General features: G+C 66.2%; 21 protein-coding genes and 1 pseudogene. 7 read left to right on the top strand and 15 right to left on the bottom strand.

Going from position 1 to position 22,434, the window contains the following annotated elements:
* The first annotated feature begins 509 nt into the window (after positions 1-509).
* The 3 genes from AC1MB9_RS05325 (at position 510) to AC1MB9_RS05315 (ending at position 5,069) form a co-directional block, all read left to right on the top strand.
* The gene (locus AC1MB9_RS05325; RefSeq protein WP_479963994.1) at positions 510-2,597 is read left to right on the top strand and encodes a putative bifunctional diguanylate cyclase/phosphodiesterase; all 2,088 of its coding nucleotides are present in this window, start codon (positions 510-512) and stop codon (positions 2,595-2,597) included.
* Positions 2,598-3,065: 468 nt separating this feature from the next.
* Positions 3,066-4,571, top strand: a complete 1,506-nt coding sequence (gene putP / locus AC1MB9_RS05320) for a sodium/proline symporter PutP (protein WP_479963993.1) — start codon at positions 3,066-3,068, stop codon at positions 4,569-4,571.
* A 216-nt stretch (positions 4,572-4,787) separates the two neighbouring features.
* Positions 4,788-5,069, top strand: a complete 282-nt coding sequence (locus tag AC1MB9_RS05315; protein WP_479963992.1) for a metal-sensitive transcriptional regulator — start codon at positions 4,788-4,790, stop codon at positions 5,067-5,069.
* Positions 5,070-5,214: 145 nt separating this feature from the next.
* Here AC1MB9_RS05315 and AC1MB9_RS05310 read toward each other — a convergent pair whose 3' ends face one another.
* The 3 genes from AC1MB9_RS05310 to AC1MB9_RS05300 all read right to left on the bottom strand — a co-directional run bounded on the left by AC1MB9_RS05310 (position 5,215) and on the right by AC1MB9_RS05300 (position 7,379).
* Positions 5,215-6,279 (bottom strand): cation:proton antiporter, encoded by a 1,065-nt coding sequence (locus tag AC1MB9_RS05310; RefSeq protein ID WP_479963991.1) that lies wholly within the window; start codon positions 6,277-6,279, stop codon positions 5,215-5,217.
* 342 nt (positions 6,280-6,621) lie between these two features.
* Positions 6,622-6,918 (bottom strand): potassium channel family protein, encoded by a 297-nt coding sequence (locus AC1MB9_RS05305; RefSeq protein ID WP_479963990.1) that lies wholly within the window; start codon positions 6,916-6,918, stop codon positions 6,622-6,624.
* Positions 6,915-7,379, bottom strand: a complete 465-nt coding sequence (locus AC1MB9_RS05300) for a hypothetical protein (RefSeq protein ID WP_479963989.1) — start codon at positions 7,377-7,379, stop codon at positions 6,915-6,917. Before AC1MB9_RS05300 ends, AC1MB9_RS05305 begins: the two co-directional genes overlap by 4 nt.
* Before the next feature lie 707 nt (positions 7,380-8,086).
* Between AC1MB9_RS05300 and AC1MB9_RS05295 the strand changes: the two genes are divergently transcribed.
* Positions 8,087-9,112, top strand: coding sequence for an LCP family protein (locus tag AC1MB9_RS05295; protein ID WP_479963988.1), 1,026 nt, complete (start codon positions 8,087-8,089; stop codon positions 9,110-9,112).
* Between the two features lie 82 nt (positions 9,113-9,194).
* On the opposite strand, the pseudogene AC1MB9_RS05290 reads toward AC1MB9_RS05295, so the two are convergent.
* Positions 9,195-9,692: pseudogene (locus AC1MB9_RS05290) on the bottom strand (TetR/AcrR family transcriptional regulator); the annotation flags it as partial.
* 219 nt (positions 9,693-9,911) lie between these two features.
* Here AC1MB9_RS05290 and AC1MB9_RS05285 point away from each other — a divergent pair.
* Both AC1MB9_RS05285 and AC1MB9_RS05280 read left to right on the top strand, forming a co-directional pair.
* Positions 9,912-11,060 carry a nitroreductase family protein gene (locus AC1MB9_RS05285; protein ID WP_479963987.1) on the top strand — a complete coding sequence of 383 codons (1,149 nt, stop codon included), beginning with the start codon at positions 9,912-9,914 and terminating at the stop codon, positions 11,058-11,060.
* Between the two features lie 268 nt (positions 11,061-11,328).
* Complete coding sequence (locus AC1MB9_RS05280; RefSeq protein ID WP_479964585.1) at positions 11,329-12,117, top strand: alpha/beta hydrolase; 789 nt, start codon at positions 11,329-11,331, stop codon at positions 12,115-12,117.
* A 73-nt stretch (positions 12,118-12,190) separates the two neighbouring features.
* Here the strand turns inward: AC1MB9_RS05280 and AC1MB9_RS05275 are convergent, their stop codons facing one another.
* The gene (locus AC1MB9_RS05275; RefSeq protein ID WP_479963986.1) at positions 12,191-12,739 is read right to left on the bottom strand and encodes an MOSC domain-containing protein; all 549 of its coding nucleotides are present in this window, start codon (positions 12,737-12,739) and stop codon (positions 12,191-12,193) included.
* Positions 12,740-12,808: 69 nt separating this feature from the next.
* Here AC1MB9_RS05275 and AC1MB9_RS05270 point away from each other — a divergent pair, with 69 nt between their 5' ends.
* Positions 12,809-12,937 (top strand): hypothetical protein, encoded by a 129-nt coding sequence (locus AC1MB9_RS05270; protein ID WP_479963985.1) that lies wholly within the window; start codon positions 12,809-12,811, stop codon positions 12,935-12,937.
* A 116-nt stretch (positions 12,938-13,053) separates the two neighbouring features.
* Here the strand turns inward: AC1MB9_RS05270 and AC1MB9_RS05265 are convergent, their stop codons facing one another.
* From AC1MB9_RS05265 to AC1MB9_RS05220, 10 genes are all read right to left on the bottom strand, one after another.
* Positions 13,054-13,362 (bottom strand): hypothetical protein, encoded by a 309-nt coding sequence (locus AC1MB9_RS05265; RefSeq protein WP_479963984.1) that lies wholly within the window; start codon positions 13,360-13,362, stop codon positions 13,054-13,056.
* Positions 13,363-13,520: 158 nt separating this feature from the next.
* Positions 13,521-14,234, bottom strand: coding sequence for an ABC transporter ATP-binding protein (locus AC1MB9_RS05260; RefSeq protein ID WP_479963983.1), 714 nt, complete (start codon positions 14,232-14,234; stop codon positions 13,521-13,523).
* Positions 14,231-16,054: a branched-chain amino acid ABC transporter ATP-binding protein/permease gene (locus AC1MB9_RS05255; protein ID WP_479963982.1), complete on the bottom strand. Its 1,824-nt coding sequence runs from the start codon at positions 16,052-16,054 to the stop codon at positions 14,231-14,233. Before AC1MB9_RS05255 ends, AC1MB9_RS05260 begins: the two co-directional genes overlap by 4 nt.
* A 2-nt stretch (positions 16,055-16,056) precedes the next feature.
* Positions 16,057-16,932 (bottom strand): branched-chain amino acid ABC transporter permease, encoded by an 876-nt coding sequence (locus AC1MB9_RS05250; protein ID WP_479963981.1) that lies wholly within the window; start codon positions 16,930-16,932, stop codon positions 16,057-16,059.
* Positions 16,933-17,012: 80 nt separating this feature from the next.
* Complete coding sequence (locus AC1MB9_RS05245) at positions 17,013-18,188, bottom strand: ABC transporter substrate-binding protein (RefSeq protein WP_479963980.1); 1,176 nt, start codon at positions 18,186-18,188, stop codon at positions 17,013-17,015.
* Between the two features lie 214 nt (positions 18,189-18,402).
* Positions 18,403-19,173, bottom strand: a complete 771-nt coding sequence (locus AC1MB9_RS05240) for an SCO1664 family protein (protein ID WP_479964584.1) — start codon at positions 19,171-19,173, stop codon at positions 18,403-18,405.
* Entirely contained in the window at positions 19,173-19,718 is a 546-nt protein-coding gene (locus AC1MB9_RS05235) for a DUF3090 domain-containing protein (RefSeq protein WP_479963979.1), read from the bottom strand. Before AC1MB9_RS05235 ends, AC1MB9_RS05240 begins: the two co-directional genes overlap by 1 nt.
* Positions 19,719-19,727: 9 nt before the next feature.
* On the bottom strand, positions 19,728-20,435 hold the full coding sequence (locus AC1MB9_RS05230) for a histidine phosphatase family protein (RefSeq protein ID WP_479963978.1): 708 nt from the start codon (positions 20,433-20,435) through the stop codon (positions 19,728-19,730).
* A gap of 96 nt (positions 20,436-20,531) precedes the next feature.
* Positions 20,532-20,966 carry an FAD-dependent monooxygenase gene (locus AC1MB9_RS05225; RefSeq protein ID WP_479964583.1) on the bottom strand — a complete coding sequence of 145 codons (435 nt, stop codon included), beginning with the start codon at positions 20,964-20,966 and terminating at the stop codon, positions 20,532-20,534.
* Positions 20,967-20,982: 16 nt separating this feature from the next.
* Entirely contained in the window at positions 20,983-22,377 is a 1,395-nt protein-coding gene (locus AC1MB9_RS05220; RefSeq protein WP_479963977.1) for a pyridoxal phosphate-dependent decarboxylase family protein, read from the bottom strand.
* Between the last annotated feature and the right edge of the window lie 57 nt (positions 22,378-22,434).

Raw genomic sequence — 22,434 nt, 5'->3', positions numbered from 1 at the left:
GAGAAATATGATCCCCAGTATACCCATAGGGGTATTGGTGCGCACGATGCGTTTGATGTTCTTCAGGTCTTTGCGATTGGCCGCGCGCATCACGATGGACATGAACGGTGCGGCGACTCGAGAGAAGCCTGGTCAACGATGTCGAGCCCGAGCGCCTGTCCGATGCCCGCGATCGACCCGAACAGGTGATCCACCAGCTGGTGCGCGGTGAATGCGTCGCACGGCGTCGGGGCGAGGGCGGCCGACCACCCGTCGGCGCGGCATCCTTGGTCGTCGCGACAGCGACCAGGCGCTCCAGGAAGTGGTTCCAACCCTCCGCGTGGCTGGTCTCCTGGTCGACCGTCAGACCCTCGTGCATGAGTCGAACGCTCGACATGCGGCAATATCGCCCGCCGCGCCGCAGCTTGGCGCGTTGTGAACGGGTCTCGGGGATACTTGTTGGAGCGCGTTGGAACCATCGAGAGGGGCACCGTGATTTCACGTATTCGGATTGGCGAGTTGACGGAGAAGTGAGCACCCAGAAACACGCCGCCAATCGGTTCGAGACGCTGGTTGAGCGCTCCCCCGATGCACTCATGGTGGTCACCGCAGACGGTCTCATCGTCTTGATCAATGCCGAGCTTGAGCGGATGTTCGGCCACCCGCGGGGTGCACTCGTCGGCCGGCACTACGGCCTGCTTCTGTCCGGCGTGGGCGAAATCGGACTGGCGGCTCAGCTCGGCACGAACCTGAACCTCGTTGGCCAGTGCCTTGACGGGTCCACGCTCGCGGTCGAGGCGCGAACGTCCCGGCTGTCCGACGCCTCCGGGGAGATCGCCGTGTCGATTCGGGACGTCGCGTATCGGCCCGCAAACGACGCCGAACTCCGCGACGCGGTGTCGCTCTTGAACGCCACGCTCGACTCGACCGCTGACGGCATCCTCATGGTTGCCAAGGACGGCCAGATCGCCGGATCCAATGAGCAGTTCGCCACGATGTGGGGCATTCCCGCCGAGCTGCTGAGCTCGCACGACGACGGCCGAGTCATGTCGTTCGTCCTCGATCAACTCGTCGATCCCGCCGAGTTCACGGCCACCGTGCGGGAGCTGTATGCCCACCCGGAGACCGAGAGCGACGACGTTCTGAAATTCCGCGACGGGCGCACCGTCGAGCGGTACTCCCGGCCACAGCGCGTCGCCGATACGATCGTCGGTCGCGTGTGGAGTTTCCGGGACGTCTCGGCCCGGGAACGAGCCCAGGATCAGGCTCGCCAGTCTCTGGCCGAGTTCGTCGCACAGGCCGAGCAGCTCAGACTGCTCGCGTTGCACGATGCGCTCACCGGCCTCGCCAACCGGGCGATGTTCCACGATCGTTTGAACCATGCCCTGGCCACCCGCGACGGTGGAGCCGTGCATGTTCTCCTTCTCGACCTCGATGACTTCAGGGAGGTCAACGACGTCTTGGGCCATCACTCCGGCGACGAACTATTGATGGAACTCGGCCGACGCCTGGAACACTGCGTACGCCCCGAAGACACCGTCGCGCGCCTCGGCGGTGACGAATTCGTGGTCTTGCTTGCCGGTGCGGCAGACCCCGACGCCGTCGCCGAACGAATCGTGGAGGCTATGAGCCTGCCTACGCAGGTGCAAGCCGCCGAGGTCCGGGTGAGCGTGACACTGGGAATCGCGTCAACGATGGATGGACCGCTCGAGGGGCCGGAACTGCTGCGGCGGGCCGACATCGCCCTGTACGTGGCGAAGGCCGCGGGCAAGAACCGCCACGTCAGCTTCCACCCCGACATGATGACGGCCCTGCTCGCACGCACCAACATGGAGACCGGCTTGCGCCAAGCCGTGGAACGCAAGGAAATCATCGTGCATTTCCAGCCGATTGTCGGTCCGCAAAACGGTCTCGTGTCGCAATTCGAGGTTCTGGTGCGGTGGCAACGCCCCACCGGGCTCGTGCCTCCACTCGACTTCATCCCCGCGGCCGAGCGCAGCGGCGCGATCATTGAAATCGGCGAAGAGGTACTGCGCCAGGCGTGCACCACGCTCTGCGGCTGGCTGAACGGTTGCGAACTGCGCTCGGTTGCCGTGAACGTGTCCGCGGTGCAGGTTCGCGAGGGACACTTCGCCCGACGCGTGCTCGCCATCGCCGCGGAGTGCGCAGTGCGACCGACGCAACTCGTGGTCGAGGTCACCGAAAGCGTCTTCCTCACCCCGGGAGATCACGTGATGGAACAGTTGAGGATCCTCCGTGACGCGGGGATCCGGATTTCCATCGACGACTTCGGCACCGGCTATTCATCCCTCGCCCAGCTCCAGGACCTGCCCGTTGACGCCATCAAGGTGGACAAGTCCTTCGTGGACAAAATCGTCACGGGCGGTGAGGATCTGCCCATCCTCACCTCGATGATCGACATGGCCCATAACTTGAGACTGCATGTTACGGCGGAGGGTGTCGAGACCCACGCGCAGGCCACGGAGCTCATCCGGCTCGGCTGCGACGGGCTGCAGGGCTACCTCTTCTCCAGACCCCAGCCCGCGAACGAGCTGCCGGAGGCGGAAGAACGCTCCGCCCTCCTGATGAAGGGCGTTCTCAGCAGCGTGACCGCCTGACGCGGTGCCGCTCAGGGCTCCGGCTGGCCAAGCAGGGCTCGGACGACGCCGGGTCGCGCGCAATTATGCCGCCGGAAGGTGAGTATTGGGTCAACTGGCGACACTGCAACCGAATCGTTATATGGGCGGCATCGAGGCCGTCGTCGCACTCTCGTCGTCGACCCGTGGAAACCGCGCTGACGCCCAGGCAGCGTGATTCCTCCAAATTCGCGAGATCCTGCGGGAGGACGGCCCATTGGCACCAGAAAAGATCGCCGCCCAGACAGCCGGTCCTGGCGACGCTACGGATCCGTAGCCGGCGAGGCCAGAAGGCCCGGTGAATGCCGCCTGGTGGCCTCAGTTGCCCCATTTATTGAGACCAAAACGGGCTCGGCGGCGACAAAGCGACTCACTTCTGTGAGACTAGATGGACTGAATCACCCCTACATCGGGCATTCGAACCGGGGAAACCCACTGGAGAAAAACCCAATGACGGATCAAGCTTTCCAACTAGCAGCAATCGTTTTGTATTTAGCGGGCATGGTCACCATCGGCTGGTTCGCCTACCGCCAGACCAAAGACCTCGATGACTTCATGCTCGCGGGTCGCGGCCTCAAGCCCGGCACCGCCGCCTTGAGCGCCGGCGCCTCCGATATGTCGGGCTGGCTCTTGCTGGGTCTTCCCGGCGCCATCTATGTGTCCGGCCTGGTCGAGGCGTGGATCGCCATCGGCCTCACCATCGGCGCCTGGCTCAACTGGAAGTTCATCGCTCCCCGGTTGCGCTCCTACACGCACGTGTCGAACAACTCGATCACCATCCCGAGTTTCTTCGAGAACCGCCTCAAAGACCACTCGCGTATTCTCCGCGTGGTCTCCGGCGTCATCATCCTGGTCTTCTTCACCTTCTATGTCTCCTCCGGAATGGTCGCCGGCGGGGTGTTCTTTGAGAACTCCTTCGGCTCGACCTTCCTGGCCGGAATGCTCATCGTCGCCGGAGTCACCCTGCTCTACACGCTCTTCGGCGGATTCCTCGGCGCCACCCTCACAGACGTCGCCCAGGGCATCCTGATGCTCGTTGCGTTGATTGCCGTGCCGCTCGTGGCCCTGAACGCCACGGGAGGCATCACCGCAACCTTCGAAGCCATCCGCGAAATCGACCCGAACCACCTCTCCCTGACCGCCGGCGGATCCATTCTCAGCGTCATCTCCGCCGCGGCATGGGGCCTCGGCTACATGGGCCAGCCGCACATCCTCGTGCGCTTCATGGCGATGCGTTCCCCCCAGGACGCCACGGCCGGACGCCGGATCGGCATCGGCTGGATGATCATCACAGCCCTCGGCGCCATCAGCACGGCACTCATCGGCATGGCCTACTTCCAGCAGCACCCGGAGGTCACCCTGAGCAACCCCGAGACGGTGTTCCTGTTGCTCTCGCAGGTTCTGTTCCACCCGTTCATCGCCGGTCTGGTGCTCGCCGCCGTGCTGGCCGCCATCATGAGCACCATCTCCTCGCAGCTCATCGTCTGCTCCTCCGCCCTGGTTGAGGACCTGTACAAAATCGTCGGCAAGAAGGACGCTTCTCCCAAGCAGATGATCATGCTCGGCCGCCTCGGCGTGCTGCTCGTGGCCCTCGTCGCCGGACTCATCGCGCTCAACCGCGATTCCACCATCCTCGAGCTGGTCGGATTCGCGTGGGCAGGCTTCGGTGCCGCGTTCGGTCCCGTCGTTCTTCTCTCGCTGTATTGGAAGAAGCTCTCCACCTGGGGCGCACTGTCCGCCATGATCACCGGCGCCGTCGTCGTCTTCATCTGGGGCAACTCCCCGCTCGGAGACGTCATGTACGAGATCGTGCCCGGCTTCATCGCGAGCATCATCGTGGCCGTGGTGGTCTCCCTGGCCACGCACAAGCCGTCGGCCGAAATCGAAACAGAGTTCGATGCCGCTGTCGAGCAGTCCCACCCGCGCTACAAGGCGCCGGCAGCCGCCAAGGTCTAGCACCGTCAGCACCACGCGTCACCCCTAGCGAAGGCACGTGCCCCGGCCACTACGGCCCGGGCACGTGCCTTCGTTTTCTTGGTCGTGCGAGATATGTCGAGATTCTCCCTATACCCTAAGGGGTATGAGACGCTAGACTCTGAACCAGTAGGATTAATACCCTCTAGGGTATCCCTTGGATGCGACCCCCCGGCCGAAAAGAAATGGTGGCCTGAAATGACTTCGGACACAGCGAAATCAGACGACATGCGCAAGATCGCCAACCGGCTCAAGCGCGCGCAGGGACAACTCGCGGCGGTGATCGCCGCCGTCGAATCCGGTGCAGACTGCCGCCCGGTGGTCACTCAGCTCGCCGCCGTGTCCAGCGCGATCGATCGAGCCGGCTTCACCATCATTTCCTCGGCCATGAAGGAATGCCTCGTCGACAACGCCGACGACGGAAACAAGAAGCAGCTCGACGTCAAAGAGCTCGAACGGCTCTTCCTCTCACTGGCCTGAGCCGTCCCCCGCCGACCGGGTTCAGCCAGACGGGTCCACACCACGGACAGACGTTGCCCCGACCGCCGCGGCACGCACTTGGCACGCCGGCACGTGTTTGAACGAGTGCCACCTCACCAAACGAGTGCCGCGAGCCACGGATGGTTTAACGACTCGCGCTCGATCGCGCCTGATCCTGCTTCTCGAGTCGGGCAAAATAGCCGGCGATCGGGACGTCGGTCGAAGAGTGAGCGATGATCGACAGGGAGATCGCGACAACGATGAGATGGAACAGGTGATCGGCGTCGGGATTGCCGCTCTCCAGTACCAGCAGGCCATAGAGCACGGAGGCGAATCCCTTCGGGCCGAACCAGGCCGCGGTGGCGCGCTCCTCCCACGGTAGTTTGCTGCCGATGAGCGCAGCCTCGACGGCGGCCGGTCGCGCGATCACCAGGATCAGCACGGCAAACAGGTACCCCATCGGCGACACGTCGGCGAGAAAGCTCGGCGCGATGAGTGCACCGAACACGAAGATGGCCAGCAGCTTGACGATCTCAGCAATGAATTCGCCGTATTCAATGAAGGCGTCGCGCAGCTCGGGTGCGGCGCTCGCGATGGTAATGCCTGCCGAGAACGCGGCCAGGTAGAGGTTCGCGCCGGTGCCGACGGCGACGCCGTAGATGATGATCGCGATCGCGACGGGACCGAGCGAGGCATACAGCGGCGTCGCCGCGAGGTACCGGATGCGCAGCAGCAGGGTGACGAGGAGCGGCACAGAGACTCCGAGCACCACGCCCCCGGCCAATTCGAGGGCGAGCACGAGGTACTCGACTTCCGGGCCCCCGATTGCCGCGATGAGAATCAAGACCACCGGCAGGGCAAGACCGTCATTGAGCCCTGACTCCACATTGAGCAGGCCCCGAATCCGTGCCGGGATCTCAATCCGGCCGACGATCGCGGAGGCGAAGACCGGATCGGTCGGGGCGAGCACCGCGGCCACGAGCAGCGCTTCGGGCCAGGGCAGCCCGACCAGCCAGACGCCGAGCAGAGCCGTGATGACGAATGTCAGTGGCATGCCGAGCAAGAGGGCCCGGCCGGGCAGGCGCCAGGCCTTCGCCAGGTCGCGCACCGCGAGCCGTTGTCCGTCGGTGAAGAGCACGACGAACAGTGCGATCTGGGCGATCTGGCTGACGAGGGTGTCGCCGGCTTGGAGCACAACGACACCGACCATCCCTGCCCGAGCAGGAATCCCGCAAGGAGGAACAACACAGCGGTGGACAGCACGGTGCGGTGCGCGATCCCCGAGATCAGGATCGCTGCGAGCAGCACGATGCCGAAGCTGAGAATCACCGGCTCGCCCCGTCGACACGGTGCATCGCGCATGCGACCCCGGTGACCTGCGTTGCTCGTGGCATCCGACCCCTCACCGTTGACGAAGGTCCCCGTTTCGGGAACAAACGAGTTACTGCACTGACAGGGTCATATTCTCACGGGAGTCGGCGCGCGTGGGGTCCGACATCGATACCCGAGTCTGAGGGATGCCCAAACGCACCCGGCGACGTTTGCCTGCTGTTCAGCCACCCGAGATCCGGTCACCATTGTTCCCTGGCATGTGCGTCACAGCGCGCCTGTCGGCGACGAGAAGCTCTCGAAGCTGTGAAATCTCCCGGGAGAGCTCCGCCACCTCCTGTCGCGTCACCGTTTGGGCTTCCTCCTCGACTGTTTCAACACGGTCGAGAAGCCAGGACGCGAGCGTCGCGGTGACCGTGCCGAGCAGTGCGATGCCGGCGATCATCATCCCCACCGCGATGAAACGACCGGGAATAGACACCGGTGAAAGGTCGCCGTATCCGACCGTGGTGATCGTCACGACGGCCCACCGGAGCGCATCTCCAAACGTGGTGATCGTTGCGCCAGAAACACCTCGTCCACGTCCAGCATCGCGAGGGCAGCGACGCCGACGACAAGAACCGACGCACCGACCGCGTAAAGCAGCACCTGTCCACGCAGGGCCGATCCGGCGGCACGCTGAAGCACGACGAGGAGAGTCACCAGACGGAGCAGGCGGAGGGGGCGGAGCACAGGCAGGATGACCATGAGCAACTCATGGATGTGGGTGAAGAACCACCGCCACCGTTGGGGCGCCAGGGTCAGACTCACGACATAGTCCACGACGAACAGGGCCCAGAGGGCCCACATGACCGCGTCGGCAGCCGATGCCCAGAGTGGAGCAGGCTCCGCGAGCAGCTGCCAGGCATACACCGTGATGAATACGAGCGCGGCGGCCGAAATCGGCCATTCGGCGATTTCCCGCCACCGGTCGAGTGTCATGCGGCCTGTTCGGGAGGGATTACTCATCCCGCCAGCTGCGCACGGTTCCGCCACCCCCCGCGCGCGCCTGCTCCGTTGTACAAAGGGTGGCGTTCCCCCGAAACACTCACCCTCGTGCCGCCGCCCCGTTCAGAAGATCGTCGACGCGTCAGCCCGGAACGACGCCGACGTCGAGCGGGCCGTGCCCGTCTTGTGGGGTGGAACGTTCGATCCTCGTGCCCACGACTCGGTGCACTTGCCGATGCGTGCGTCCGTGCCCGGGTGCCCCGAAGTGGGATCTTCGGTCTCTTCCGCTCCCCGGTGGTGTCCGTGCAGTAGGGCCGCACGGTGTTGCTCTGACCATGCACATGCCAGTGAAACAGGGCTCATTTCCTGCGGAGGATCCCTCACAATTCTGGGAACACTCCTCGCGGAAGCTGGGCGATGTCTTTTCCTCATGTGATCAAGTGAAAATTTCTCATGCGACGTGTCGCGCTTCTCCGGAAAGTCGCGACACCCAAAGTGGGACTGGGTACACCTTCCGGAAGCGACATAGCTTTTCCCCTATCGATCGGCATCCGCCAACGCCGCTGAAGAGAACGGGAAGACACCATGCATGCGCACGGGAGACGAGGGCACCAACGCCGTGGGATATCGTCTCAGGATTCCGCTCATCGCCGGGGTCATCACGTGTGTCGTCACCGCAAGGTGAACGGAACCCAGCGACCATGACGACTCCGATTGAGACTCCGGCACCCAGGAAGCGGAGGGGGTGGCGGATCGCCCTCCTATCCGTTGCGGCAGTCGTGCTGCTCATCGCCGGCGGTGCCGGCGCTTTCGCGTGGAACCTCTCCCGAACCTTCGACACGAAGACCCAGAAGATCCCGGAGGTCTTCCCGACGAACGAGGCCGCCCGTCCACCGGTGCTGCAGGGCGAGGCCGCGAAGGCACAAAACATCCTCCTGCTCGGCTCCGACACCCGGGGGTCGATCAACGGATCGATCGCCGACATCAGTGGCCAGCGCTCGGACACGATCATGGTCGTGCACGTCCCGGCGGACCGGAAGAGCATCTCCGTCATGTCGATCCTCCGCGACAGCTGGCTCGAAATCCCCGGGCACGGCGAGGCCAAGATCAACGCGGCTCTCTCCTATGGTGGCGTGCCGCTGGCCGTTCAGACGGTGGAAGGGCTGTTGGGTGTACGGATGGACCACGTGGCGATCATAGATTTTGACGGGTTCAAGGGTGTCACGGACGCCCTGGGCGGCGTCGACATTGAGAACACGATCGGCTTCAGCCCCTCCCACCTCCAGGGGCATTACTTCGCGCAGGGCACGTTGCCCGTCAACGGGACCGAGGCGCTGGCGTTCGTGCGCGAGCGGTACGCGTTCCCGGACGGCGACTTCCAGCGCGCTCGCAACCAGCAGGCCTTCATCAAGGCCGTTCTCAAGCGAGCCTTGAGCGCGGAGTCCCTGACCGACCCCCGCAAAGTTGGCGGCCTGATAGGAGCGGTTTCCCCCTACCTCGCGGTCGACGACAGCCTCGACTCTGCGTACGTCGCGGGCCTCGGCGTGGAATTGCGCAACGTTCGCGTGAGCGACGTCGGCTTCTTCACGCTGCCAACGAAGGGCACGGGCATGGCGGGCGCGCAGTCGATTGTCAACATCGACTGGGACAAGCTCAAGGCCGTGCAGCAGGCCTTCCAGGACGACGCCCTGCGCCCCTACGAGCTCGAGCTGCAGGCCGCCGGGTAGTTGGCGGATGCCGGGCATCAGGACATCCTCGAACCGTAGCGGCCGAGTTTGCTGCCACCGGGGTTGATATCGCCCGAAACCATCACTCATGTGCCGCGTGTCCGTTCAGGAACCCGTCGACGAGACCGGCCGGATCGACGCCGAATTCGAGCGGACCCCCGGCCCTCTGCCAGAGCCCGGCCGCTATATGCGGCGCAAGGAGAAGCGCAAGCTGCTGCCTGGGATTCTCGGCGATAAGCCGCCCCTCCGCCTGGTGGAACGCGAGGATGCGACCGACGTTTTCGAGGTTCGGCACCAGAGCGCCGAGCGCCGGCGCGAGGTCGGGGTAGCGGGGCGCCTCAGTGAGCAGCGTGGTCACGACGCCGCCGTACGCCCGGCGGGTCGCATCAAACGCGTCGACAATGGCTCGCAGGTCAGCGCGTACGTCGCCCGTCTCGGCGAGGTCCGCGAAGGGCGTGGCGGCTAGTCGGTCGGTGAGCGCTGCGGCGATCAACCCGGCCTTACTTGTCCACCGGCGGTACAACGTCACCTCGCCGATCCCGGCCGCGGCGGCGATGTCGACGGTCGTGGTACCGACGTACCCGCGCTCGGCCTAGAGCTGCACAACCACCTCGAAGAGGGCAGCGGTGTCGATACGTCTGGGCACGGGGCTCCCTCTCGTCGGACATCTTTATTGTAAGTGATCACTTGCATTCAGGCTCGGACGAACCTAACATTTAAGCGACACAATTCGCACCCGTACCATCCCCAGGTCCCCATGACCCGCGCCGCGTCGACAGCACCTCACCCCACCCACCGAGTGCTTTCGCCCCGAGAGCGACTGCTCGCGTCGAAGACGCGGCTGCAATTCACCGGATGGCTGCAATATCTCCTCCCGACAATCCTCGCGGCGTTCCTCGGGCTCGCCGCACTCGCCGCTGCACTGCTCAGTATCGGCCTCGGCGGGTCCGCCCTTCTCGCCGCGGCCGTACCGCTGGGACTCTCCGCTCTTCTGCTGCTGCGAACGGCATTCGACGTCGTCACCCTCACGGGCGGACTTCGACCGCGCGAGCCGATCCCCCGATCACTCAACGGGCTCGACGCGTTCGATCTTCTGCGGGCCCGTCGGTCGTGCCGGTCCTTCCAGACACGCGACCTGACCGATGCGGATCGCGATGAGCTGCTGACGGATGCCGCGCACTGGGCCCGCCCCGCAGCAGTTCTGGGCACCAGCCCCATCCGTTTCGAGTACGTGGCCGCGCCGCTCACCGTCTGGCCGGTCGTCGGCGCCCACGAGTTCCTCGTCGCAATCGCCCCCGCCCACTACGACCGCGCCGCGGTCGTCGACGTCGGCCGCGGCCTGCAACACGTCGTGATGGCAGCGACGCGGCGCGGCGTCGCAACCTGCTGGATCGGGCCCGGCGCTCACCACGCGAGCCTCATCGCGCGGCTCGGCGACCGTTTCGATCCCGCGCACGACCACGTGATCTGCGTGTGCGCAATCGGATACTCCTCTCGGCTGCGACCGTTGCTGATCCCCGCGATGCAGTGGCTACAGCACAGACGTCCGCCCCTCACCCGGCTGTTCTTCCGCGACGCCGCCTTCAGCGCGCCGCTCGCGGAGCACGACCCACTCGCGGTGCCCTTCGGGCGCGCCCCGGAGGGGTGCCAGTGGGCACCGTCGTCTTTCAACGGGCAGACCACGCGCGCGGCACTCGTCCCGGCGGCCGATGACAATGGCGAGGGGGTCGCGCGCGTCGACTTCGCGACGGCCACCGAGTCGCGGTTTTTCTGCTCGCCGCCGCTCCGTTCATCGCACCCGAGGAGAACGCCGTCACGGGCGCGCTCTTGTGCGGATTCGCGCTCGGCTGGGCGATGTTGGCCGTACTCTCGGCGAGGTTCACCGAGCATCCTCAGCGATGGTCGACGGCACCGGCACTGTTCTTGGCAGTGGCAGGTCTTCTCTTGATCTGGTTCGGCACCTCGGTGCGGGAACTGTTCAACTGGGTGTGGCCTCCCGCGGTGCTCGCGCTCGTGGTGTGGATGTTCATACGCGCCCATCGACAGCTCCCCAATCGAAGCAGTCGTGTGATGGTCTACCTGGTCATCGCCATCCTGGGGCTGGCCTCGATCGGCGGCGGATTCGAGACCGTGCGTGAAGCCGTCGACGCGAGCGCGAACCCCGCGCCCGGTCAGTTGATCGACGTCGCACGGGGTCCGGCAGCCCCACGGTCGTACTGGAACCCGGTGGAGGCGACGTCTCTTCGGTCATGGCATGGATATCACCTGCCGTGGCGCGTGACACCCGGGTCTGCGTTTACGACCGAGCAGGACGGGGTTGGAGCGAGCCCACGGACGGCCCTCAGGACGCCACACGAATTGTGGACGACCTCCACACACTGCTCCAGCGTGGTGATGTTCCGGCCCCGCAAGTGCTGGCGGGACATTCCTTCGGCGCTCTCTACGTGCTCACGTTCGCCGCGCGTTACCCCGACGACGTCGCCGGGATGGTGCTGGTGGACTCCACCAACCCTGCATCGGAGCCACAGGCGGGGGCAGCATCCCCATACAAGGGGGGAACCTATGACGCCCTGGGCCGCATCGCTGCGCTCGGCTCGGCCTCCGCACGAGTTGGCTTCGGTCGGCTGGTCGGGACGTTCGGGTACGAGTACAACGTTCTGCCGCCGCGCGCCCGCGAGGAGGTCCGCGCCAGCAGCGCGACGGCTGACTACGTCGGCAGCTTCATCGACGAATTCGTGCAAGCGAATGCCTCGGAGGGGGAAGCTGCGACTCTAAGGGACTTCGGAGACAAACCGTTGATCGTGCTCACCGCCGGCGTCAGCAGCGACGCCGCTCATTCTGCATCCCAGGACCACCTCGCCACCCTGTCGGGCAACAGCGTATACCGCGTCATCGTCGGGGCGAGCCACCCGGCGCTGATCCTGGACAAGAAGTATGCGGCATCCACCACTCATGCGATCCTCGACGTCGTCGCCTCCGTTCGCAGCGCACGGCCACTGAACTGACCGTGGGCCCGTTGACGCTCAACCACAACTCCGGCCGCGCTGACCTCATCGTGCCGTGATTTCTGTGATCTCATCAGGGCAGCGGCGCCGCGGCCGGGAGCCGGGCGGTGTCGCCGATCGACACGGCACCCGGGCGAATCACCTCGGCGTAAACGCCGAACATGATCTCCTTGGCCTGCAGCCGATAGCCCGCGAGGGTCTTCAGCAGGCTTGTGCCACGGGCGCCCGTGTCAGGGTCGAGGTCGATTACCGCGCATCGAGGGATCCCGCCCTTCACGAGCAGCCGGGCTCTCCCCAGCTGCAGTTCCCGACTGGCCCAGGAATCCTCGACATGCGCGTCGGCGTCGCCGGTGTCAATCGTGAACGTGGCGCGGAACCGGCGCGTATCGGGGTCGACTCCGGATTCGCCCGCCAGCCGGGCGAGTGAACTCGTGGTGGAGATCGTGACGGAATCGCCGAACACCACGCCTCCCCTGACGACGCTCCGCGTGAGTACCACGTCACGACCCAACACGCGAGAGACTTCAGCGGCCCAGGGCCCGTCGATTATCTCCATCGAGGTGGCTCGACCCCAATAGTCCAGTACGAGGTGGTCGCCCGTGCGCTCCGGCGCTGCCGTCACCTCGCGTCGGTCGGACCGTATCGACAGCCTCCCGCCTGACCAGCGTGCTGTGCACGTGAGAAGGGCCGGATGCTCGACCGTTTTCAGAATCTGGCCGCTCTGGGGGTCCACGACCGCGAAGAGGCGATCGCCGACCGGGCCCTCGGCCTCGAGCAGAACGTGCTCCCGCGGCTGATGGCGACCACCTTTGAGCGGTGACAACCCAATATCTCGAATGCGCATGATGCTGTTCACCCTAGCCGCAGCCCCGCGATCGGCGAATAGACTGCTCATCGCCGACCCGAATCACCCCTTCAGTGCTCGACCGGCAAGGCTCAACCGTTGAGGTAGGAGACCAGATTTGCCGGGAGTCCCAGCACGAGGCCATACGTGTCGTGCGCCACCATGATGCCTCGCGGGTGCCGGGAAATGTGCCAGCCGTGCAGCTCAAGCCCCCTGGTGAGGGTCTCCAGCAGGGCTTCCTCGCGCTGCGCGGCGTTGCGCGGTTGCCGGTCGCTCCCCAGGATCACCCGGTACTGCACCTCTTCAACCGAGAGATCGGCTAGTTCCTCGAGGTGATGATCGAGGCCCAGGGCGACGGGAGCCAAATACAGGTCAGTGACGTCGTGGGGTCGTGCGGCCATGACATTCTCCTTCAGTTGACATCACCCTACCCACCCCCGGTGGTGAACGATAGCGGGTGTGCTGCCTCAACGATCAACCCGACATCACCGATCAACCTGACGCGGGTAGCCGCGGCATCACCGACAGAGACCTTCACCGCCGGGCGCGGCCCGCCTGGTTAGTCCAGGCCCAGGTAAGCCTCGATGACCTTCTCGTCGGCGAGCAGTTCGTGGGCCGGCCCGGAATGCGAGATCTCCCCCGTCTCGAACACGTAACCGTAGTCCGCGGCAGCGAGAGCGCGCCGGGCATTCTGCTCGACGAGCACCACCGTCGTGCCGGTCTGCCGAATCTCCTCAATGACTCTGAACACCTCGTCCACGATCTTGGGCGCGAGCCCCATCGACGGTTCGTCGAGCAAGAGAATTTCCGGCTCGGCGATCAGGGCGCGGGCGATCGACAGCATCTGCTGCTCGCCGCCCGACAACGCACCGGCCTGCAGCTTGCGTCGTTCGAACAGCACGGGGAAGCGCTCGTAGACCTTGGCCATGTTCTCGTGCAGGGTGCGTCCGCGGTGCCAGCCGCCGAGGGTGAGGTTTTCGGCCACGGTCAGGGTGCCGAGAATCTCCCGCCCCTCGGGAACCTGCACGAGTCCGGCCTTCACCAGGCGGTGCGCGGGCCACTTCGTGATGTCCTGGCCCTTGAATGTGATGACGCCCTGGCGCGGACGCAGCAGACCGGACACGGCGTTCAATACGGAGGTCTTGCCGGCGCCGTTGGCGCCGACCAGGGTGACCAGCGCGCCCTCCGCGACCTCGAAGGACACGTTGCGCACGGCCTCGACGCGGCCGTAGTTGACCTGCAGGCCCTCAACGCTCAGGATCGGATCGCTCATCGGTTCTCCTCCGGGTCTGTCGCGCCGTTGGGCTCCGGGGTGTCCCCGGGGTCAGCGTCGGAGTGGCGCCCGTGCGCCTCACTGTCGGGGTCGGCGGCGATATGAGCGAGGTTCTCGGCCGCCAGAACGGATGCCGCATCGGCGTCCTCATCGGAGCCGGCCGAGCCGAGGTACGCCTCCAACACCCGCGGGTCCCTGGCGATGTCGGCCGGCAGACCGGAGGCGATGACCTCACCGAAGTTCAGCACCATGATCCGGTCACAGGTCGCCAGCATCATCCGCACGTTGTGTTCGATCACCAGCACGGCGATGCCGTCGGCGGCGAGCGAACGAATCAGGTCCGACAACCGTCCCGCCTCGACGTGGTTCATTCCGGCGGCCGGCTCGTCCAGCACCAGAAGTGACGGATGCGAGGCCAGCGCCCGGGCGATCTCCAGCCGACGCTGGTCGCCGTAGGAGAGGTCGCCTGCGGCATTGGCCGCCTTGTCCCCGAGGCCGACGCGGATCAGCTGCGCGGATGCCATCGCCACGGATTCACGCTCCAACCGACGTGCCGAGGGCAGGAAGAGCAGGCGACGCAGCATCGTGTCCTGGGTGATGCGGTACCCACCGACGAGCACGTTCTCCAGTGCGGACAGCCGGTTGAAGAGCTTGATCTGCTGGAAGGTCCGTGCGGCCCCGGCCTGCGCCAGGCGGTGAGCCTTCGTCGCCGCGGAGAGGGGAACGCCCAACACCGTGCCGGTGCCGGTGCTCGGCGGCGTCAACGCGGTGACCATGTTCACGAGGGTGGTTTTGCCTGCTCCGTTGGGGCCGATCAGGCCGAGAACCTCCCCGGCCTTCACGGTGAGGTCGACCGAGCGCACGGCGTGCACTCCGCCGTAGGACTTGCCGAGGCCGGTCAGGTTCACGAGCTCGGAACCCGGCGTCGGCAGGGCGGGCAGGTCGGGTCGCAGCGCCGGATCGGATATCAAGCGTTTGGCGGACTTTCGGCGCGGGATGAGGCCGGACAGCCCTCCCGGCAGGAACAGGATCACGACCAGGAGCAGGACTCCGGAAATCGTTGGACGGATCCAGCCGGCGTCGACGCCAAGAACACGCTGCAGCTCGGGGAGCACGGACAGGAACACGGAGCCCAGTATCGGGCCGACGAACAGCGTGACCCCGCCAACGACCGCCGTGACCAGGCCGTCCACCGCGGCGGTGAACGAGAACTCATTGGGGTCGGCAAACCGGGAGAAGTGCGCCAGCAGTACGCCGTAGAGGCCGGCAACCGCTCCCGCGATGACGAATGAGGCCATCCGGTATCGGGGTACGTCGATGCCCATCGTGGTGGCGGCAAGTTCGTCTTCGCGGATCGCGGCGAAGGCTCGTCCCATTCGGGAGCCGGAGAGACGCCAGAACCAGAAGGCCACGAGGGCCAGCGCGACCCAGGCCGTCCCGATTCCGACGAGCTTGGGGAAGCCCATCCCCTGCGCGCCGTTGGTCCAGCTCTGGTTGATCAGAAAAATGCGCACCATCTCGCCGAAGGCGAGAGTGGCGATGGCAAGGAAGACGCCGCGCAGGCGGATGACGGGCAGGCCCAGGATGAATGCGGCGACGATGCCCACTCCCATGCCGCAGACGATGCCGACGGCCAGGGGCGGGATGAGACCGAACAGGGGTTCGGCGGGCACGACGACGGCGGAGGTGAAGGCGGCCAGGGAGGCCAGGCCGACCTGGGCCAGGCTCAGCTGGCCGGCGATCAGCACGGCATAGAAGCTGAAGGCGAGGATCGCCGTCAAAGCGATCAGGGTGATGAGTGAGCTGTATTCCGCGAACATGATTAGACCTCCCGCGTCTTGCGTGCGCCGAAGAGGCCCTGCGGTCGCAGGATCAGGATCAGGAACAGGAGCCCGAATGCGACCATGTCCCGCCACGAGCTTCCGATGTAATTCACGGCGAGAACCTCGGCCAAGCCGAGGATCAAGCCGCCGATCAGGGCGCCCGGCAGGGATCCCATTCCACCGACGATGATCACGGCGAGGGCCTTCAGCTCGACGGCGTGACCGATTCCGAGTGAGGCGGCATTCACGTTCAGGGTGAAGAGCACGCCGGCCACCGCGCCCAGCGCCGAGGAGAGGGCGAACGTGGTGCTGCTGATCCGACCGACGTTCAGACCCAGCACCGAAGCCGCGTGCGGGTTTTCTGCGATGGTGCGCATGCCACGACCGAGCTTCGATTTGGCGACCACCCAGGTCAACACAACCATCAGCGACACGCTGATGGCGAGGATGACGATCTGGAGGAGGGAGACGGTGGCCCCGAGAATTTCCACCCGCACTCGAGTGAAGGCATCAGAGGGGAATCGCTGGGTGTCAGCACCGTACAACGCCTGCAGCAGCGAAAGCAGGATGGCCCCGAAGGCGATCGAGGAGATCAGGCCGGCGAAGTGCGCATCGTGCCGGCCGGCCAGCGGGCGGAAGGCGACGCGTTCGATCAGGATGCCCAGAACCGCGCCGAAGATCAGCACCATGGGAATGAGCAGCCAGATCGGAACGCCGAACCTGGTCACGACCTCGATCCCGACCAGGGCGCCGGCTGTGAAGACCGCGGCGTGGGCGAGGTTCAACCGGTCGAGGATGCCGAACACCAGGGTGAAACCGATGGCGAACAGAGCATAGATGGAACCGAGAAAGATCCCGTCCAGAAAGAGTTGCATTGGTGACGTCCCTGATATTTTCGGCCGTGTGCCGCCCGGGGACGGCACACGGCCTGTGCGTTGTTAGTGGTGCGGGGCGCTTACTTCAGGATGGTGAACTGACCGTCCTGAACGATCTGCACGAGCGCATCGTGCACGGCGTCGCGGTTCTCATTCAGGCTGACATCGCCCAGCACCGTCGGCACGTCGTTGATCTCGCCGAGACCGGACTTGATGTCCTCGCGCTCGGCCGAGCATCCGGATCGAACGGCGTGGTCGATGATCTGCATGCCGGCGTACGCCTGCGCGGCGAACTGATCCGGAGCGGAGCCGTACGCGGCGTTGTAGTCCTCGATGAACTTCACGTTCTGCGCGTTGTCGGAGGCAGAGTTCCAGGCAGCGCCCACGATGACGCCCTCGGCTGCGACGCCGGCGCCGGTGAGGAGAGCAGGTGAGTTGAAGCCGTTGCCGCCGATGATCGGCGTGTCGATGCCGATTTCGCGGGCCTGGCTGACGAGCGGCACGGCCGCGTCGATGAGTCCGGAGACGACAATGGCGTCGGCGTCGGACTGCTTGGCCTTGTTCAACAGGGCACGGAAGTCCGTGTCGGACTTGGAGAAGGTGAGGGTGTCAGCGATCTCCACGTTCTGGTCCTCGAGCGCCGTGGCGAAGGCCTGGTAGCCGGACTCGGTGAACGCGTCATCATTTGCGTACATGACGACGACCTTCTTCACGCCGAGCTTGTCGACAGCAGCCTTGACGGTCTGCGGGATGACGGCATCCTCGGTGAGGGAATCACGGAAGATGTAGTCGCCGATTTCGGTGACGCCGGCCGCGGTGTTCGACACGCCGAGCACGGGGACCTGCGCGTCCTGGGCGATCGGGTCCGTCTGCTTCGCGGTGTTGGACAGGGTCGGGCCGATGATGATGCTGGCGCCGGAGTTGATGAAGGTGTCGAACACCTGGATGGCCTGCTTCGGGTCGGTCGCGTCGTCTTCGACGGTGAGGTCGTAGGTGACCCCGCCAACCGCGTTCAGGTCCTCAACGGCGAGTTCCAGCGCATTCTTCTGGCCCGCGCCGTACTGTGCCGCAGCGCCCGTGAGGCTGAATGCCGCAGAGACGGGTACGGCGGAATCGATGACGCAATCCGCGCCCGTTCCGCTCCCGGTGAGGCTGCCACCGGCGGCGGAATCCGATTCCGCGGCGGTGCTGCAGCCGGTGACGGCGATTAGTAGGGCTGAACCGAAGACAGCGGTAGTGAGCAGTTTTCTTCTCATAGTGGACCTCCTTGGCCAAAGCGAGCGAGCGTGCCGCCTGGCGTCCAGGCGGGGTCCGTCTGTGCGAGCCTATCTTCCCCTATCCAACAGGCACGCCAAATGTCCCGGCGGGGCGTTGCGATCTCATCACATTTGGGGCCGACACGTTGTCACGGGCCGTGGCGACAGGCGGCCGCTGTTCTCACACGGCATCCGATCGGCGGTGCGGGCGCCGTTAGAACAGCGGCCAGGGCACCGCGGGAGCCCCGCCGTGCGGGGCGGGGAAGCGCCCGTCCGTGCGCAGCCGGTCGCAGCGTTCGGCCAGTGCGGCGATCTCCGGAACGCTGAGCAACCCGTCGAGCGTGTCGCCGAGGTCACCGGCGAGCTGCGTGCTGACGCGGTCGATCCCGGCGAGCTCCTCGGCGGAGAGCTCGTCGCCCAGCCAGCCCCAGAGCACGGTGCGCAGCTTGTGCTCAACATGAAAGGTGAGGCCGTGATCGACGCCGTGCCGGTGCCCATCCGGCATCGCGAGAATATGGTCACCCTTGCGGTCGGCGTTGTTCACAATGATGTCGAACACGGCCATGCGCCGCAGGGCACGCGAATCCTCGTGGATGAGCGCGACGGGTCGACCCGTCTGGTCCGTTCCCTCCAGTACCTGACGCCACGGCCCCTCGGGCACGGCGTCGGCCGCGACCAGGTCGACGGGGCCCTGAGCGGGGTCCGGCTCCTGCCACAGCTGCACCATCCCGGGACCCATCGGGCCGTCCCGCAGCCAGGTGCGCGGCACGACGTTCCACCCGAGCGACTCCGACACCAGGTACGCGGCAGCCTCACGGCTGGCGAGGTTCCCATCGGGAAAATCCCACAACGGATGCTCGCCGGAGATCGGCTTGTACACGACCGCAACTCCCCCGATGCTGCCGAGAAACGTCGCGTTGGAGGCCGTGCGGATGCGGCCCGTGATGTCGAGCGCGCCCTGATCGAGGTCGGCGGCGGACGGCATCACGTACCGGGAATGGGGCAGGTGTGCCCGTCCGCGTCGATGGGGTTGCCGCACAGCGGGCACATGGGGCGGCCGGCGCCCACGACCTCACGGGTGCGTTTCGCAAAGGCCCGGGCGGTGCCGACCGGCATTCGCACCAGCAGCACTTCCGCCGGTTCGGTGGCATCCGTGTCGAAGGGCTCGTCGTCGTCCTCCTCGAAGCGGTAGGCCTCGATCACGACCTGAACCGTGGACGGGTCCCAGCCGAGGCTCATGGCGGTCGTACGGAATTCCTCCTGCACGGGCTGCTCGAGCGGGTCGTTGTCAACGAGTTCGAGGGGGGTGATGGTCGGGATACTGAACGGATTGCCCTCGTGGTTGATGAGCTGGTCGAGGATCTCGTCGATCTTCTCGGCGAGCAGGGCCGACTGCTGCTTCTCCAGAGCGACGCTCACGATCTGCGCCCCGGTGCGCACCTGCAGGTAGAATTCCCGCGACCCGGGCGCACCCACCGTCCCGACGACGACGCGATCCGGCCAGGCAAACTCGTGCACGATTTTAGGCATGCAGATATTTTAGGCGCGTGATTCGTGTGGCGCCTGATGACCCGCCCCACCACCGACCGGCGCGTCGCCCGCCGGGGTGCTCCCGGCCAGCCAGGACAGGTCGCCGGAGTCGGTGTTGGTGGCGTGCACGCTCGGGCGATTCGCGCCGTACCGCACGATCGAGATGGATGCCGGGCCCACGTTGATGCGCTGAAACAGGTCGAGGTGCATACCCAGAGCGTCGGCGAGAATCGATTTGATGATGTCGCCGTGACTGACGGCCGCCCACACGGCCCCCGCGCCGTGCTGCGCCTCGAACTCGGCGTCGAGTCTCCGGATCGCGGCAACCGCCCGCGCCTGCATGCCGGCCATCGATTCGCCGCCGGGAAAGACCACGGCGGACGGCTGCGTCTGCACGACCGGCCACAGCGTTTCGCCGCTCAGGTCGCTGAGGGTTCTGCCCTGCCACTCGCCGTAGTCGCACTCTGTGATGTCGAGTTCCACCGGCGCCGCCGGGCAACCGGCCTGCCGATCGAGGATGAGCTCCGACGTCTGGCGGCAGCGTTCGAGCGGGCTGGAGACGACGCCGACCAGCGGCACGGAGGCGAGGCGTTCACCGGCACGGGCCGCCTGTTCGCGGCCGATCTCGTCGAGTCGGATGCCGACGGCACGTCCGGCCAGGATGCCCTCGGCGTTGGCGGTGGTGCGGCCATGCCGCACAAGGATGACTGTAGCCATGCGTACAGCCTAGGCATGACTCGCCTACGCGCCGCGCCGACCGCGGGCCCGGGCCGGTCGGTCTCTGCGGGCCGACAGGCGTTCCCGGCCGCGGTGCTACAGCGCCGCGCCGGACTTTCCGACCAGAGACGATCCGACCAGGCGGCTCATGCCGGGGAGTTTCATCCGCCGGATGGCGGTGCGGCGCAGCACGGAGGCGTAGCGGGTGGCGGGGACGAACCATTGCGCGGCAGCGGCGCCCGCCCGCTGGTGTTCGACCACCAGCGGGCGCCAGCGGTTTTCGAACGCGGCGAGCGCCGCTCCCATGTCGGTGTGCCCGGCGAGTTCATCCGCGAGAACGTAGGCGGCGCCCATCCCGAGTGAGGCGCCCTGCCCCGCCAGGAGCGAGACCACCGCGGCAGCGTCGCCGAGCAACACCACCCGCCCGGTGTACCTCGGAAGAATTCGCGATACGCGCCCGTGGCTCGCAGCGGATGCGGCGCGGCGCGTCGCGAAATACTCCGAGGTTACGCGCCGCTGCCCGGCGCGCACCGACCGGGAGCAACCGTCAACGGGCGTCTTCCGCGGCAATCGCACGCCGGATGGCCGCCATGGACTGCGCCACGGCGTCGTCGTCGGTCGACCAGTTGCTCACCGAGATGCGCAGAATGTCCCGGCCGGCCCAGCGAGAGCCCGACATCCAGGTGGTGCCATCGGCGATCAGCCGCGCCGTAATGCTGCGGGTGCGCTCATCCGTTCCGAAGCTCACGGAGACCTGCGTGAACACCACGTCGTTGATCACCTGCACTCCGGGAAGGTTCGAGAGTCGTGCGCCGAAGTCCTGGGCGTGTGCAACCAGCCCGTCGATCAGCGCGACCACACCGGAGCGGCCGAGCGATCGCAGGGCCGCCCAGACCGGCACGCCGCGGGCGCGGCGCGAGAATTCCGGCACCTTGTCCAAGGGGTCGCCCGGACCGCTCTCCTCCGTCATGAGGTAACTGGCATGCACGCCGAACACCGAACGCACCACCGGCGGACGCGACACGATGGCCACCCCGCAGTCGTAGGGCACGTTGAGTGTCTTGTGCGCGTCCGTCGCCCACGAATCGCAGGACTCCAGGCCGGCGACGAGGTGTCGGTGTGTGGGGCTGGCCGCGGCCCACAACCCGAACGCGCCGTCCACATGCACCCAGGCGCCGTGGGCGTGCGCGATGGCGGTCGCCTCGGTCAGCGGGTCGGAGGCGCCGGAGTGCAGGTTGCCAACCTGAAGGCACACGATCACCGGGCCGCTCACCGCATCCATCGCCGCGGCGAGCGCGGCGGGCACGAGTCGGCCCTGCGCATCCGCAGCCACCTCAACGGGCTTCGCCAGCCCCAGGTACCGCAACGCCAGATCCACAGATGCGTGTCGGTCCTGCCCCACGAAAACGGTCACACCCGGTGATCCCGCCAGGCCGTGGGTCGGCAGATCCCAACCGGCCTGCTCCAGCACATACTGCCGCGCGGCGGCCAGACCCACCAGGTTCGACCCGGTCGCCCCGGTCGTGAATCCCACATCGCAGCCGGCCGGAAGACCGAGCAGGTCGAGCAGCCAGCGGCCGGCCGCCTGTTCCGCCGCGGCCGTCGCCGGGGTGGAGTACCGCATCGCGGCATTCTGGTCCCACGCGCTCACCAGCCAGTCCGCACCCAGCGATGCCGGGAGCGTGCCACCGATCACCCATCCGAAGAATCGGCCGGAGGGCATCGCCATCAGGCCGGGTTCGGCGAGCCTGGCCAGTTCATCGACCACGGATGCCGCGGCCATCGGTTCGTCCTGCAGTGGCACCCCGAAGTCGTCGAGGAGCTCGTCGGCGGTGCGACTCGGGCCGATGCGCCGGGTCGGAAGGGAATCCAGCCAGTGCGTCGCGTGGGCGTGCGCTCGGTCGAGAGCGTCGCCATACTCATCCGCGGGCCGGGCTGCCATGCCCCCAGTGTAGAGAGCCGCCACCCGCGGCAACAGGGGTGCGGGCGAACCGTTCTG

The sequence above is a fragment of the Cryobacterium sp. AP27 genome, assembly GCF_056680495.1.
This window is presented reverse-complemented; position numbering and strand designations above follow the sequence as displayed.